At 67.0% G+C, this 13932-nt stretch carries 8 protein-coding genes and 4 pseudogenes; 7 read left to right on the top strand and 5 right to left on the bottom strand.

Annotated features, from left to right (window positions below):
* Positions 1–36: 36 nt before the first annotated feature.
* Together STRNI_RS01140 and STRNI_RS01145 are read left to right on the top strand one after the other, a co-directional pair.
* Positions 37–6945, top strand: a complete 6909-nt coding sequence (locus STRNI_RS01140) for a polymorphic toxin-type HINT domain-containing protein (protein WP_381845870.1) — start codon at positions 37–39, stop codon at positions 6943–6945.
* Positions 6946–7017: 72 nt separating this feature from the next.
* The gene (locus STRNI_RS01145) at positions 7018–7491 is read left to right on the top strand and encodes a hypothetical protein (RefSeq protein WP_229838752.1); all 474 of its coding nucleotides are present in this window, start codon (positions 7018–7020) and stop codon (positions 7489–7491) included.
* 174 nt (positions 7492–7665) lie between these two features.
* Here STRNI_RS01145 and STRNI_RS01150 read toward each other — a convergent pair.
* The 3 genes and pseudogenes from STRNI_RS01150 to STRNI_RS01160 all read right to left on the bottom strand — a co-directional run.
* Positions 7666–8355, bottom strand: a pseudogene (locus STRNI_RS01150) (site-specific integrase); the annotation flags it as partial.
* 503 nt (positions 8356–8858) lie between these two features.
* Positions 8859–9104 (bottom strand): DUF7848 domain-containing protein, encoded by a 246-nt coding sequence (locus STRNI_RS01155; RefSeq protein ID WP_109886519.1) that lies wholly within the window; start codon positions 9102–9104, stop codon positions 8859–8861.
* Positions 9092–9334, bottom strand: coding sequence for a hypothetical protein (locus tag STRNI_RS01160; protein WP_381286631.1), 243 nt, complete (start codon positions 9332–9334; stop codon positions 9092–9094). Before STRNI_RS01160 ends, STRNI_RS01155 begins: the two co-directional genes overlap by 13 nt.
* Before the next feature lie 283 nt (positions 9335–9617).
* On the opposite strand from STRNI_RS01160, the gene STRNI_RS01165 reads away from it, so the two are divergent.
* The 4 genes and pseudogenes from STRNI_RS01165 (at position 9618) to STRNI_RS01175 (ending at position 11725) form a co-directional block, all read left to right on the top strand.
* Positions 9618–10337 (top strand): helix-turn-helix domain-containing protein, encoded by a 720-nt coding sequence (locus STRNI_RS01165; RefSeq protein WP_159488637.1) that lies wholly within the window; start codon positions 9618–9620, stop codon positions 10335–10337.
* Positions 10338–10339: 2 nt separating this feature from the next.
* Positions 10340–10810 (top strand): NUDIX domain-containing protein, encoded by a 471-nt coding sequence (locus STRNI_RS01170; RefSeq protein WP_109886522.1) that lies wholly within the window; start codon positions 10340–10342, stop codon positions 10808–10810.
* Positions 10811–10928: 118 nt separating this feature from the next.
* A pseudogene (locus tag STRNI_RS41485) lies at positions 10929–11333 on the top strand (hypothetical protein); the annotation flags it as partial.
* A complete protein-coding gene (locus STRNI_RS01175; RefSeq protein ID WP_266449316.1) occupies positions 11330–11725 on the top strand; it encodes a DUF5958 family protein in 396 nt (131 codons plus the stop codon). The pseudogene STRNI_RS41485 and the gene STRNI_RS01175, both read left to right, overlap by 4 nt.
* A 101-nt stretch (positions 11726–11826) precedes the next feature.
* On the opposite strand, the pseudogene STRNI_RS01180 reads toward STRNI_RS01175, so the two are convergent.
* A pseudogene (locus tag STRNI_RS01180) lies at positions 11827–12083 on the bottom strand (site-specific integrase); the annotation flags it as partial.
* A gap of 22 nt (positions 12084–12105) precedes the next feature.
* Positions 12106–12900: pseudogene (locus STRNI_RS01185) on the bottom strand (3'-5' exonuclease); the annotation flags it as partial.
* 276 nt (positions 12901–13176) lie between these two features.
* On the opposite strand from STRNI_RS01185, the gene STRNI_RS01190 reads away from it, so the two are divergent.
* On the top strand, positions 13177–13716 hold the full coding sequence (locus STRNI_RS01190) for a helicase associated domain-containing protein (RefSeq protein WP_381286634.1): 540 nt from the start codon (positions 13177–13179) through the stop codon (positions 13714–13716).
* Positions 13717–13932: the final 216 nt, after the last annotated feature.

The raw sequence follows: 13932 nt of genomic DNA on the forward strand, positions 1-13932 counted from the left end.
GGCGCACCTGCGGTGAGCGGCAAAGGGTGGACGGACATGAACGGCATGCTTGGCCTGGTCGGACGCACCGGGCTGCGGCGCAGACTCGCCGTGGGCATCTCCACGGTGCTCGTCGGCTCCCTGTTACCGGTCCTGCCGGCGGTGGCACAACCCGCCGCAGCTGAGGGTGCGGGTGCGGGTGCGACAGAACGTGCGGATGTCGGCAAGGCCGTGCCCGGCTCCTCCGGCGCACGTGTCAGGCCCCGGAAGCTCCCTTCGGGGCCGCGAACCCCCGCGGAGCGCCCCCAGCGCGACTGGCCCGAGGCTGCCACGGCCACCATCCGTCTGACCGGGCCCGGCTCCTCGCCACCGTCCACCACGGCGGTCGGGAAGGGCAAGCGGCTTCCCCTGACTCTGGTTCCCACCGCGTCCCGATCGCGCAAGTCGGCCAAGTCCGCGGGGGCGAGGCTCAGTGCGCAGGCGGCAACGGCGCCGGCAGCGGTGACCGCACGCATCCTGAGCCGGCAGCACACCCGCCGGGCCGGCGTCGACGGGCTGCTGTTCACCCTTCAGCCGGCCGGGAGCCCCAAGGGGGCCGCCCGTCAGCAGCCAGGCCCGCTGCGGGTGGGCGTCGACTACGGCGACTTCGCCGGGGCCTACGGTGGCGGCTACGCCTCCCGGCTGCGTCTGGTCGAACTCCCCGCGTGCGCGGCGACCGCCCCGGACAAGGCCGAGTGCCGCATCGCGAATCCGCTGGCCACCCGCAACGACACCGAGAAGCACACCCTGACCGCTTCCTCGGTGCCCCTGCGCGCGAAAGGGCCCACCGTGCTGGCGGCGGTCGGTGACGACAAGAGCGTCAAGGGCGACTACAAGGCCACCAGCCTGTCCCCCTCCGCCACGTGGAACACCAACCTCAACACCGGTGACTTCACCTGGTCCTACGACATGCCCGTCCCTGAGGTCCCCGGCGGTCTCAAGCCGAGCGTGGGCCTGTCGTACTCCTCCGGCTCCATCGACGGCCGCACCGGCAACAGCAACAACCAGGGCTCCTGGGCCGGTGACGGCTTCGAACTGTGGCCCGGCTACATCGAGCGCCGCTACAAGCCCTGCTCCGACGACGGCGAGAAGCACGCCGACGGCAACAAACCCGGCGACCTGTGCTCGGGGTACAACAACGCCTTCATCTCCTTCAACGGCAAAGCCGGTGAGCTCGTCCCCGCCGGCAAGGACACGTGGAAGCTGCAAAGCGACGACGGAACGAAGATCAAGCGGCTGACCTCGGCGGCACGGGACAACGACGACAACGACAACGAGTACTGGGAACTGACCGAGCCCTCGGGTACCCGCTTCTACTTCGGCTACCACAAGCTGCCCGGCTGGGCCGCCGGCAAGGACACCACGGACTCGACGTGGACGGTCCCGGTCTTCGGCAACGACAGCGGCGAGGACTGCCACAAGGACACCTTCAAGGACTCCTGGTGCCAGCAGGCGTGGCGCTGGAACCTCGACTACGTCGTCGACCCGCACGGCAACGCCATCTCGTACTACTACGACAAGGAAACCAACTCCTACGGCCGCGACCTGAACAAGGACGACGACACCCCCTACACACGGGGCGGCTACCTCAAGCGCATCGAATACGGCCGGTCCTCCGACGACCTGTACGCGGGCAAGCCGCTGGCGCAGGCGTCCTTCGCCAACTCCGAGCGCTGCCTGCCCCAGACCGGGGTCACCTGCGCCGTCGACACCATCGACGCCAAGAGCTTCTACTGGTACGACACCCCCTGGGACCTGAACTGCAAGGCTGGCACCACCTGTGACCAGGGACGGCTCTCCCCCACCTTCTGGACCCGCAAGCGTCTGACGGGGGTGACCACCGAGGTCCTCAAGGACGGCAAGCTCACCCCTGTCGACTCCTGGTCGCTGACCCACCGCTGGGGCAAAGCCGACGTCGACTACCAGCTGGAACTCGAGTCCATCCAGCACACCGGCCACACCGACACCGAACCCCTCACTCTGCCGAAGACCACCTTCGCCTACACCCAGCTCGCCAACCGCCTCGACAAAACCGGCGACGGCTACGCCCCCTACATCAAAGACCGCCTGTCGACCATCGCCGACGAATACGGCGGCCAGACCGACGTCAACTACTCCAAGCCCGCCTGCACGTTCAACAACCTGCCCACCCCGGAGTCCAACACCACCCGCTGCTTCCCCCAGTTCATCGGCGGCAGCTCCAGCGACGACATGGACAAGGAGTGGTTCAACAAGTACGTCGTCGAGTCCGTGACGACCACCGACCGCACCGGTGGCGCACCCGACCAGGTCACCCGCTACGACTACCGCGATGACGCGGCCTGGCACTACGACGACGATGACGGACTGACTAAGGAGAAGTTCAAGACCTGGTCCCAGTGGCGCGGCTACGGCCACGTCCGCGTCCAGACCGGCGGCCAGGGCACGGGTGCGGACGCCATGAAGACGCAGGAGGACAGCTACTTCCTGCGCGGCATGGACGGCGACCGCAAGAACACGAGTGGCGGCACCAAGGACGTCAGCGTCTCGCTGAGCGCTGGGGAGGGCGAGCCTCTCACCGACGACGCCTCGGCGGCCGGATTCGCCTACAAGACGGCTACCTTCTCGGCACCCGGCGGGAAGGTCCTGGCCAAGACCGTCAGCCGGCCCTGGCACCACCAGACAGCCAAGAAGACCCGCGACTGGGGAACCGTCACGGCGAACTTCAGCGGCACGGCCAGCACGCGTGCCTGGACCTCGCTCGACGACGGTGCCGGCGCGAAGTGGCGCACGACCACCACCGCCTCCGCCTTCGACACCGTCGCCGGACGCGTCAAAGAGGTCAGCGACCGCGGCGACGACTCCACCACCAACGACGACCGGTGCACCCGCACCACCTACGCCACCAACACCGACAAGAACATCCTCACCCTGCCCACGCGAGTCGAGACCGTCGCCACCGAATGCGGCAGCAACCCCGACCGTGCGAAGGACGTCATCTCCGACGTCCGCACGGCCTACGACGGGGGCGGTTACGGCGCCGTGCCCACCAAGGGTGACGCCACCGCCGTCGCCACACTGAAGAAGCACGACGGCACCACGGCAACCTACCTGGAGACCGGCACCACCTACGACGGCTACGGGCGCCCGGAGAAGGTCACGGACCTGACAGGCAACGTCACCGCCATCGGCGACAGCGCACCCACCCGCACCGCCCGCACCGACGGCCGCACCACCACCACCGCCTACACCCCCGCCACCGGCATCCCCACCAAGACCGTCACCACCACACCCCCCGCCGACCCCAAGGACACCACCACAGCCCAGACCACCACCACCGAACTCGACCCGCTGCGCGGCCAGCCCGCCGCCACCTTCGATACCAACGGCAAGCGCACCACACTGAAGTACGACGCCCTGGGGCGCACGCTCAAGGTGTGGCTGCCGGACCGGGCACGCACCACGGTGCAGCTGCCCAACTACGAGTTCGACTACTACGTCGAAGACGGCAAGCCGGCCACGGTCGCCACCCGCACCCTCAAACCGGCAGGCGCAAGTCAGGCCGTCTCGTACACGCTCTACGACGGCTACCTCCGCCCCCGCCAGACCCAGGCGCCGGGGCCTGACGCCGGCTGGCTGATCAGCGACACCTTCTACGACGAACGCGGCCTGGCAGCCAAGACGTTCGCCCCGTACTACGTCGCAAGGAAGCCGGAACGCGAGCTGTTCAAGCCCGCCGATGCCCTGAGCGTGGAGACCCAGACCTGGAAGACGTACGACGGGCTGGGCCGCGAGACCGAGAGCCGGGACGTCGCCGGCAACGGCGAGGGCGGCAAGGCCCTCGCCGTGACCAGCACGCTCTACCGCGGTGACCGCACCACCGTCATCCCGCCCACCGGCGGCACCGCCACCACCACGGTGGCCGACGCCCGCGGCCAGACCACCCAACTCCTGCAGCACCACACCCGATCCGCCGACGCTCCGGCTGAGACCACCCGCTACGCCTACAGCCCGGCCGGCAAGCTCGCAGGCGTCACCGACCCGGCAGGCAACAGCTGGGCCTACCAGTACGACCAGCTCGGCAACCAGACCTGGTCCAAGGACCCCGACAAGGGCATCACGAAGGCCGTCTTCGACGACCGCGGCCAGCAGATCTCCAGCGAGGACGCCAACGGCGCCGTGCTGGCCACCGTCTACGACGGCCTCGGCCGCAAGACGGAACTGCACGACAAGGCCGCGAGCGGTCCACTGCGCGCCAAGTGGGTCTACGACACCGTCACCAAGGCCAAGGGGCAGCTCGCCGAGTCCACCCGCTACGTCGACGGCAAGGCCTACACCCACAAGATCACCGAGTACGACCCCGTCTACCGCCCAGAGCACACCGCCACCGTCATCCCCGAATCCGAAGGGGCACTGGCCGGCACCTACACGGCCAGTACCAGTCTGTTTGCAAACGGCCTGCCCAAAGGACGCAGCGTCTCTCAGGTAGGCAACATATTCGGGAAGGGCTGGACCTACGCCTACGACGACCGCACGATGCGGGTGGCATGGGTCCGCGGCACCGGCATCCGTTCCGACGCCACCTACACACTCACCGGCAAGCCCCTCACCTACAAGATCGTCGGTGGCGGCAAACCCACCCAGGTCACCAACACCTACGAGTGGGGCACCCAACGCCTGGCGAATTCCCGTGTCGACCGCCAGGACGTCGCTGGCGTCGACCAGTCCGCCACCTACGGCTACGACGCGGCCGGCAACGTCACCTCACTCTCCGACGTTTCCCGCACCGGCACCGACACCCAGTGCTTCACCTATGACTACCTGCGCCGCCTGACCGAGGCCTGGACCCAGGACGAGAAGACCTGCGCCCCGGTCCCGGCTGGCAACCTGATCGCGGGGCCGGCCCCGTACTGGCAGTCCTACGGATACGACGCCGCGGGAAACCGCACCACCCTCACCCAGCACGACCCCACCGGCGACAGCGCCAAGGATGCCAAGAGCACCTACGGATACCCCAAGCCCGGCACGCCTCAGCCCCACACCCTGACGACCGTCGACACCACCGGCCCGGCCGGCACCAGCACCTCCGCCTACAGCTACGACAACACCGGCAACACCACCACCCGCACCCTGACCGGCGACAAGCAGACCCTCACCTGGGACGTCGAAGGCCACCTCACCAAGGTCACCGAACCAGCCGACGACAAGGGCACAAAAACCACCAGCTACGTCTACGACGCGGACGGCAACCGCCTGATCACCCGCACCGGCGACCGGACCACCCTCACCCTCGGCGGCCACACCGAACTCACCCTCGACAAGGGCGCCGACAAACCCAAAGCCACCCGCTACATCCCCCTCGGCGGCGGTAACCAGGCCGTCCTGGCCGACGACGGCACCTACACCATCACCCTCGCCGACCGCCTCGGCACCGGGCAGCTCGCCATCAACGCCGCCGACCAGACCCTCACCCAACGCCGCCAACTCCCCTTCGGCGGCCCCCGCGGCACCAAACCCGCCAACTGGCCCGGCACCAAGGGCTACGTCGGCGGCACGGATGACACTGCAGACACCGGACTGACACACCTCGGGGCGCGCGAGTACGACCCGGAAACCGGACGATTCCTCTCCGTCGACCCCGTCCTGGACCCGGCAGACCCCCAACAGATCAACGGCTACACCTACGGCAACAACAACCCACTGACCTTCAGCGACCCCACCGGCCAGCTCTTCGCCGACCCCGATGGCTCCGGACGCGGAACCGGCGTCGTCCACAACCGCCACGGCGGCATGCGCCTCTCCGGCTCCAAGAACTACATCCCCGGCCCCGGCGCCTGCATCCAGCCCTATTGCCACATCCCCTACAACGGACCAACTCGCTACGAGATCTACCCGGGAGTATCAGCACCGCTCAGCTGGGACAAAGCTCCCGAATTGGAGCGGGAGTTCAAGGAGGTCACCAGCCTATTCAAGCCGTGGGGCAACCCGCGCTTCGAAGACGGCCCGATGGCCGGTGTACGCATCATGCACGCCCTCAGCGAAGCCTGCTACCGGCTCGAGGGCGGCTGCCCCGAGGAGGTTTACAGCTTCACCAAGCACGTTGCCATGGCAGGGGTAGCTGCTGTAACCGAAGGGGAACTCCCCAGAAGGATCGCGGGGCGTCTCGCCGGCAAGGCTAGCGACTGCTTACACAGCTTCGTCCCGGACACCGAAGTCGCCCTTGCAGACGGCACGCGAAAGCGCATCGAGGACGTAAAAACAGGCGACAAAGTCATAGCTACCGACCCGGAATCCGGCGAGACCACCACCCGCCCCGTCGTCGCCACCATCGTCACCAAGGACGACAAACACTTCACCGACCTCACCGTCAAAACCCCATCCGGTGACTCCAGCATCATCACCACCGACACCCACCCCTTCTGGTCCGCCGACAAGAAGAAATGGATCAACGCCGGCGACCTCCGCCCCGGCACTCAACTCCGTACCCCTCAGGGCGCAACGGTCAAGATCGCCGCGGTCCGTCACTTCGGCAAGCAGCAGCAGACACACGACCTGACCATCGCAGGCACGCACACGTACTATGTGCTGGCAGGGGAAACGCCGGTACTCGTTCACAACAGCAACTGCGGAATTGGTCGGGAGCTGATCGGTGACGAGAGGGCGGATCACATCCTTGATGGTCACAGGTACCCGGGGGCGCCGGGTAAGGACGCTTTCCCGCAGGGGTGGTCTGATGACCAGATTTTGGATGCTGTTGCTGACGTGGTGACGAGTCCAAATAGTCAAAGGACCTGGTACAAGGGATCTGCTGTGCATGCCGAGAGAACCCTGAAGACCAGGAAGGGCGAACCTGCGGTTCAGAATGTGATCGGGTCAGTGGGAGGGGTGAGAATGCTGGTGCGTTACGAACCTCTCACTGGGAAGGTTCTCACAGCTTTCCCGCACTGAGGAAATGGTTCACCCGATCCGGGTGTAGCGAATTCGATGATTGGAGGATTAATGGAGAGAGATGCGAATCTGATGGAGCTGTTGCATCGTTTGGACGATCCCGAATGTCCAGAAACGCCAGCTGACTACAATGCGGCCGATGCTGCAGCTTCGTTCAGCCGTCTGGCTGTGCAGGTTGGTTCTCGCTTCTCGACGCCTTGTGGAATCGATCGAGACATCCAGGACTCCGCGCAGTACGGACGAATCGAAGTGCCGGGGGAAGCCACAGTCTGTGGGACGAGGATTGTTGCCCTGGTGAGCAAGTTCAAGCCATTGGCAATGGTGGCGGCCGATAACCCTGGCGCCTTCTTGGGTACGGATGAAGCGCAGGCTGAAGGCGAGCTCGACGCGAATGACCTTGAGAAGGTAGAGCAAGTTCTCGCTGAATCGGGGTACATCACGATTCCGGAAGAACTTCTTGAAAGAAGCTATGGCGGGCCCACTCTCTTGCGTTTCCACGGTTCTGGGGAGCCGAGTTGGTGGGACCGGTTCTTCGGTTCTTTCTGATGGGTCTCAAGTATCGGGTTCCGTAACGTTGGTTCTCATGGACCGCATGGGGTTCGTTACCCGATTCGACCCATCCGCGCCATGAGAAGGACCATGCAGTGGCAAAGATCAGCCCCGCCGAGCTGTGCTTGGCGGGGCTGATCTGGCGTTTGACGGCAGTAGTTGACGGCAACGTCAGCGGACGCCAGTGGCGCGGGGTGGTGGTGGTTCGTCGCCGCCGGAGCGGGCCGTCTCGGTGGTTTCCCGGCTGCCGAGCGCGGTGCCGAGGGTGTCGATGGCCTCGCGCTGGAGGCGGAGTCGGACGTGGGCGTAGACGGTGGCGGTGACGCCGATGTGGGCGTGGCCGAGGAGTTCCTTGATCACGACGAGTTCGACGCCCTGTTCCAGGAGCAGGGTGGCGGTCGAGTGGCGGAGGTCGTGGAAGCGGATGCGGCGGAGGCCGGCCTTGCGGAGGAGCGTGGTGAAGGCGCGGCTGAGGTTGGTCGGGTCGATCGCTTTGCCCTGCGGGGTGGTGAACACGTGCCCGCTGTCCTGCCACGTGGTGCCTGCGGACTCCCGTTCGCACTGCTGCTGCTCGCGGTGGAGCTTCAACAAGTGGACACAGCGGGTGGGTAGGGCGATGCGGCGCTCGGAAGCCCGCGTCTTGGTCGGCAGCGTGGTGAGCCCACCTGCGGCGGTGCGCTGCAAGGTTCGGCGGATGGCGGCGGTGCCGGCGTCGAGGTTGAGGTCTTCCCAGTGCAGGCCGAGGAGTTCGCCCTTGCGGAGTCCGGTGTGGAGAGCGAGTTCGAACAGGGCGTGCAACCGGTGGCCGTTTGCGGCATTGAGGAACTGGCGGGCTTCGTCTGCGGTGAGCGGTTCGAAGCGTCAAGGGCGCCCCGCTGACGCGGGCCGCCGCGCGCCGGCGGTCGGCGGCCGCCGCCCGCTCCTGTCTGCCGCCCCGCTGGCGACGGCCGCCGACCACTCGGCGCGCAGAGCCCGGGAGCGTAGCCGGACCACCAATCGGAAGCCCCGGTCCGACCCCTCAGCAGCAGGCTGGCCGGGCACCTGAGAGGCCGCCCGGCGGGCTCGCGCCGTCCCGGACGCCCATGCTTGCTGCCTGGCTGGGGGCCGTGACGATGGAGATAACGGGGCTGATGCCGGTGCGGGGTTGAGCGAGACACACGTGGCGGGTGGTCGGTCGGCGCGCCCGCCGTCGTGGCTGACTTTCTGTGGCAGAGGCCAGAACCCCCACGGCCATGGGCACGGCACGCACGGAGGGCCCGTCCCTGCCGGGGCTGACGAGTGCGGGGGAGCCTCGATCGGCTGCGCCCGGCAGGGACGGGAGTCGGGTGGTCAGCGCGGTGCGGCGCCTGGGCGAGCGAGGCGGATCACGTCTGGCGCCAGGTCCGCCAGGGGCGGGTGATGATCTCCCGGTAAGTGTGGTGGGACGGGTTCTGACCGCAGTGCCGCAGCACCCACTCCTGCGGTTCGGCGAAGTCCTCGCTCGTCGGTGAGGTCTCTCCGTCCACGGCGCACTGCATCGCGTACAGGACCGGTTCCGCGTCCGGCTCGCGGTCGGGCTGGAGCGTCCAGGTCTCGTAGCGCAGGACCGAGCGCGGGGTCACCGTCCCCACCTCCGGTTGGCCACGGCCACCTTCGCGCTCAACTCCTCCGTCGGAGTCGGCGTACGTACGTCTTCGGGTGGCACGTCCCACTCCTGGCCACCGCGCGGTGGCCGAAGCTGCACGTACGGCCCCACATGCCCTATCACCACGCCCACCTTGCCGCTTCGCCGGTCGACCACCAGGGCGCCGGCATCGGGCGAGACGGTGTGCCCGTCGGCATCAGGGGTGGGGGCCGTCATCGTGACCACCCCGGCGAGGCGGCGCGGGGCCGGGCGTCCAGTCGCAGGGCGGGAACACGTGGGGTGGCGCTCATTCGCACGGTGACGCTCCTCGGCGGCGTTGATGCGTGCCCCTTGGGCCTGTTGGTGCCGCAGGGTTGGCACCGATCCTCACGCCGGTCACCGGGACGAAGGAACCTCCACCAAACCCCACTTCGGGACGTCCCGCACCGTGTAGAACGTCCCTAGTGCCGTCCTGGGACGAAGGGGGAGACTCGTGCCGAACGAGAGACTACGAGCCGTCATGGCGGCGGGAGGCTGGACGTACGCCGCACTCGCTCAGCAGGTCGAGGTTGACCCCAAGTCGGTCGAGCGCTGGGTGAACCTCGGGCGTACCCCACGTCGTGCCACAGCCCTCCAGGCGGCCAAGGCCCTGGGAGAAGACGTGCACGCACTCTGGCCGGCGCTCCGTCAGGCCCGCCCCGCTCGCGCCATCAGCCCTGAACTGGTCGCGCTCTACGAGCAGCGGGCCGACCTCCCCGTCTCGACGTTCACCGACCTGATGGCCCAGGCCCGGGAGCGGATCGACATCCTCGTCTACGCGGCCGTCTTCCTCCACGAGGCGTACCCGCGGCTGAACGAACTCCTCACCGAACGCGCCGCCGAAGGCTGCACCGTCCGCATCGCGATCGGGGACGCCGACAGCGGCAACGTCCAAGCCCGCGGCCAGGAGGAGCGGTTCGGGCACGGCATCGAATCCCGCTGCCGCCTCGCACTCATGCACTACAAGCCGCTCGCCGACACCCCCGGCATCGAAGTCCGCACCCACAGCACCACGCTCTACAACTCCCTCTACCGCGCCGACGACCAGCAACTCGTTAACGCACACGTCTGGGGCGTCAACGCGTACGCCGCCCCCGTATGGCATCTTCGCCGACACCAGGAGAGCGGCATGTTCGACACCTACGCCGACAGCTTCGACGCCGTGTGGGCGACCGCGACCCCCGTACGAGAGGAAGACTGACCGTGGCTCGCACCGAGTACTACGACGACCCGAACGCGCCCGAGCCGAACAGCATGGTCGTCGCCGCATCCGCCGTCGTCACCGACGACCACGGGCGCATCCTCCTCCAGCGCCGCCGCGACAACGACCTATGGGCCCTGCCCGGCGGCGGCATGGACCTCACCGACTCCCTGCCCGGCACGGCGGTCCGCGAGGTCAAAGAGGAGACAGGCCTCGACGTGGAGATCACCGGCCTGGTCGGCACCTACACCGACCCGAAACACATCATCGCCTACACCGACGGCGAGGTCCGGCGACAGTTCAACGTCTGCTTCACCGCCCGCATCACCGGCGGCCAACTGACAATCTCCGACGAGTCCACCGAACTCCGGTTCGTGCCGCCGGACGAGATCGAGCAGTTGCCGATGCACCACACCCAACGACTCAGGCTCCAGCACTTCCTGGAACAGCGCGAGAAGCCGTATCTGGGCTGAACCGTCTGACGGCAGTAGCGACGGCAACAACCCCGCACAACCACGGACGCCCGCGCACGTCACCGGACCAGCAAACCGCACTTGACCTGCGAAAAAGCAGGTCGAAGGCTTCGCGTAGCACACGTACTATGTGCTGGCAGGCCAGACGCCCGTCCTGGTTCATAACTCCAATGGCTGGTGTGGCCCCGGCTTTAGAACGGCATCGGATGCTGGCATCAGTCCGAATGATGCCAAGCGAATCCAGAATGCCGCTGACAAGGCAGGGCAGCCAATCGTTGTGGTCGGAAGCCGCGCGGGGAATGGGAATCTAAACCCAACCTCGGACTGGGATTACATCTTGACCGGTCTGTCCAGAACCCGTCACAGCGTCAAGAATTCTCTACCTCGGGGGACGGGGGATGGCGAGGGGAGCGGCCGTGGTCGGGACTTCTATCAGAGCTATAACCCGAACAGTCCCAGAAAAGATTACACGGTGCTGGAAAGGGACAAACCCTACGTCGTGTTCGAACCCAGGGATAGGTGAATGAATTGCGGACCTCGGAGCGAATCATCAATGAGGTAGCTCAAGGGATGCGCAGCCTGGACGAGGCCGTCGACTGGTTCTCATCCCTAGACGAAGGGGGCCAGGATTCGGTTCTGCGCGAGATCGTTCTCTACCTGATCCAGGTGCACGTCAATGCACAAGACGGGCGGGATGGCCTCACGAGTTCAGGCGTCAAGGCAACCATGACCCCTGCAGTCCTCATTGTTCGGGAGCCAATCCTCGAACAAGTAGGAAAGATTGCAAGCTTGCCGCCAAATGAACATCTCAAGGCTTTCCGTGTTCTGTTGTCTACGTTCGCGGTGGCTGACACGCGAAGAAGGGAAACGGAGTGCCGGGGAACTTGTAGCCACGCCTGGCACAACCTGTCTTAGCCGCCAGCGTCCCCGGCGTACCGAAGAGGGAATACCCGAGAGTTTCTGAGTTCACTCGGGCGCAACTGGGAGCCCCCGCCGAGTCGGTAATCGGCGGGGGCTCACGGGCGTTTGACGGCAACACTGACGGGAACGTCAGCGGATGGTGGCTGCGGCGCGGGGCCGTCAGGTTCATCGCCTGTCGGGCCGTTGTCGGTGCCGAGGGAATCGATGACCTGGCGTTGGAGGCGGAGGCGTACGTGGGCGTAGACGCCAGCGGTCACGCCGATGTGGGACCGAGAGGTTCCTTGATGACGACGAGGTCCACGCCCTGCTTCAGGAGCAAGTTCGGGGTCGAGTACCGGAGGTCGTGAAAGCGGAAATACAGCGGGTGAGGTCCTTCAGGGATCGAGGGAAGGTGGGTTGGCCGGAGAGGTGCCGTCAGGGTGCTGTTCGACCCAAGCAAGGCCCCCGATGTCGAGTCGGGTCCGGGTTCGGGTCACGGCGACATAGGCGAGACGGGCTTCGCCGTCATCGATCGGGCCGGGGATGGGACGGCCAGAATCGTCCTGCTCGCCGCTGTCGCGAGGTGGCGGGAAATCGCCAGCGATCCGCACGCTGGGCCATTCGCGGCCTTTGGCTTTGTGCGCGGTCGAGACAGTCACGTGCGCCTGGTCTTCATCGGTGAGCTGGTTGACTGCGGCGAGGATGGCGTCCGTGCCGTGCTTGTCCACGAGGTCGACCAGCGGCTGCAGGTCGCGACCTGCCGGGTCGTAGGAGGCGTAGTCCTGCAAATCGCCCCAGGAGGTGAACAGCACGAGTTCGGGGTGACCGGTTCGACGGCCTTCCTTCAGGTCGCGGGCAGCCAGGGCCAGGGCGCGCATGCTCTCGCCTCCGCCGACGAGGGCGACGCGGTGCCCAGCATCCAGCAGTTGGACGACTTCAGTGATGGCGCCGACGTTCGTGCGGCACAAGACGGCGTCCGGGCAGGGGACCAAGCCGAGTTCGGTGGGGATCGCTTCGCTGCCCTGCAGGCGGATGGGCGCGCCGGCGATGGCGAGCCAGCGGTTGGCTTCGTGGGCGAGGAGGGGGCCGAAGCGGAAGGACTTCGACAGAGCCAGGGCGGTGCCGTCGAAGCCGGTCATGACGTCTTTGGCACCGCGCCATTGGTAGATGGCCTGGGCGGAGTCGCCGATCCTTGCTTCGGCGGTCCTACCCATGCACGTGGAGTCCCTGGGTCCCGACGCATCCTCGGGAGCTCATTAGGGCTTCTCACCTCGATGTGCTGGCATTTCTCATTTGGTGTCAAATTTGGATCTCATAGGGCGTCACAAGATCTGCGCTGCGACGAGGGACACTTGAAGACATCCCAGTGAGAACACTTATTGACATCGAAGCGATAAGTCGCAACGCCCGCGCCGCCGCCCGGCGCCGCCCTGGAGCTCGAACAGCGCCAGGCCGAAGGGCTGCCGGTGGAGTCGTGGGCCGGCGCCCTGTCGGAGGAACGGCGTGAGCAGCTGGAGGAGATCGATCCGTCCTGGTGCCCAGTCTGGCCGGTGGAGTGGCAGCGGGCCTTTCACCTCACGCGGCTGCGCCTGGAGGAGGTCGGCAGCGAGCTGCCGACCGAGCCGGGCGTCGTCGTGCACCGGGGCGAGGACCTGGGACGGTGGGTGAAATCGGTCCGGCTCGGCTGGGACAAGCTCACTACCGTGCAGCAGTGGATGTGCGAGCAGGTCCTCGGCATCGAGCCCGCGGCCGAGGACGAGAAGCCGAAGCCGCGGACCAGCCAGGCCGACAAGTGGGCCGCCAACCTCGCGGCCGCCCGGCAGTTCTACGAGCGCGAGGGGCACCTTCGGGTACCCCGCAAGCACATCGAACGGATCGTCGGCGAGGACCAGGAGGAACGGGAGCTCCGGCTCGGGGCATGGATCGGGAACCAGGGCAGCAGGGCCGCGACGCTGTCCCCGGAGCGGGCGGAGCAACTGTCCGCGATCGGCATGCGCTGGACATAACGCAGCGAGCCGGGCGGGCCCTGGGGCCGGCAGCAGCACGACCCGCCACCCAACCCGCTGACACCCCCCGCACATTCAAGGGTGGGGCGGATGACTCCCACCGCGCGTCGGACAGGTCGCTGGGGTAGGGCCGTGGTGGCTGCATGGTGTCTGGGTATGCGGCTACGGTCGGCCTGGGCAGGGCGTGTGCGGGGGTGTCCGGGGCACTCGGGGCGC

The organism is Streptomyces nigrescens, from assembly GCF_027626975.1.
GTDB lineage: Bacteria > Actinomycetota > Actinomycetes > Streptomycetales > Streptomycetaceae > Streptomyces > Streptomyces nigrescens.